This window comes from Streptomyces sp. PT12, from assembly GCF_003311645.1.
Lineage (GTDB): Bacteria > Actinomycetota > Actinomycetes > Streptomycetales > Streptomycetaceae > Streptomyces.
The window spans coordinates 1-1,259 of record NZ_QEST01000047.1 but is presented as its reverse complement, the minus strand read 5'-3'; the positions used below and the strand labels follow the sequence as shown (position 1 = coordinate 1,259).

General features: G+C 66.1%; 2 protein-coding genes. Both read left to right on the top strand.

Annotated features, from left to right (window positions below; all coding sequences use genetic code 11):
• The first annotated feature begins 90 nt into the window (after positions 1 to 90).
• On the top strand, positions 91 to 561 hold the full coding sequence (locus DEH69_RS31945) for a helix-turn-helix domain-containing protein (protein ID WP_220131183.1): 471 nt from the start codon (positions 91 to 93) through the stop codon (positions 559 to 561).
• Positions 450 to 1,241, top strand: a complete 792-nt coding sequence (locus tag DEH69_RS31940; RefSeq protein ID WP_309302756.1) for an IS630 family transposase — start codon at positions 450 to 452, stop codon at positions 1,239 to 1,241. Before DEH69_RS31945 ends, DEH69_RS31940 begins: the two co-directional genes overlap by 112 nt.
• Positions 1,242 to 1,259: the final 18 nt, after the last annotated feature.

Below are 1,259 nucleotides of genomic sequence, written 5' to 3'. Positions count from 1 at the left end.
CTAGTAGATTGTCGCGTCTAAGTGTTGTTCTGGTTGGTTGGGGTCGGGCAGGCTTGCCTTGTTGGTTCCGTTCGGTCGGGCAGGGGTGCCGTGTCCTCACAGAAGAAGTATCCGGTTGTGTTGAGTGCCGAGGATCGTCGGGCGTTGGTGCGGGTGACGACGACGGGGGTCCGCAGCGCGTCGATGATCAGGCGGGCGCGGGTCCTGCTCGCGTTGGACACCTCGGTGGGCGAGGTCGATTCGCGGGTGGTGATCGCGGATCGGGTGGGGGTCTCGTGTGAGACGGTGCGGTTGGTCTCGAAGCGGTTCGTCGAGACCGGTGGCGATGTCTGGGCCACGATCGGGCGTAAAGTGCGTGAGCTGCCGCCGGTGCCGGCGATCGTGACCGGTGAGGTCGAGGCCAGGCTGATCGCGCTGGCCTGCTCGACGCCGCCCGAGGGGCATGCCCGGTGGTCGCTGCGCCTGCTGGAGAAGCATGTCGCGCTGGTGGAGGACATCCCGGATCTGGATCACTCCACGATCGGCCGGGTGTTAAAAAAACGGAACTGCGTCCTCACGTGAAGAAGTGCTGGACCATTCCGCCCGCTGCGAATGCGGCCTTCGCCGCGGCGATGGAGGACGTCCTGGCGGTCTACCGCCGCCCCTTCGATCCGGCGTGTCCGGTGGTGTGCATGGACGAGAAGCCGTTCCAGCTGCTCGGCCAGGTCCGCGATCCGCTTCCCGCGCGGCCGGGCCGTGACCGCCGCGAGGACAACGAGTACGTCCGATCGGGGACCTGCTCGATCTTCTGCTGGGTCGAGCCGCTGCGCGGATGGCGGCGCGTGGACGCCCAGCCGCGCCGGACCAAGGTCGACTGGGCGCACCAGGTCGATCACCTGCTGACCGTGGACTACCCCGACGCCGCCACGGTCGTGCTGGTGATGGACAACCTCAACACCCACACCATCGCCTCGCTCTACGAGGCGTTCGCCCCGGGGAAGGCCTTCGCGCTGGCCCAGCGCCTGGAGATCCACCACACCCCCAAACACGGGTCCTGGCTCAACATCGCCGAGATCGAGCTCTCCGCGCTCACCCGCCAGTGCCTGGACCGCCGCATCGACGACCTCACCGTACTCAACGCCGAACTCGCCGCCTGGCAACAGCGGACCAACAACGACCAGCGCCAAGTCAACTGGCACTTCACCACCGACGACGCACGCGTGAAACTGCGCCATCTCTACCCAACCACACAGCAAAATTAAGCTGCAACAATCTACTAG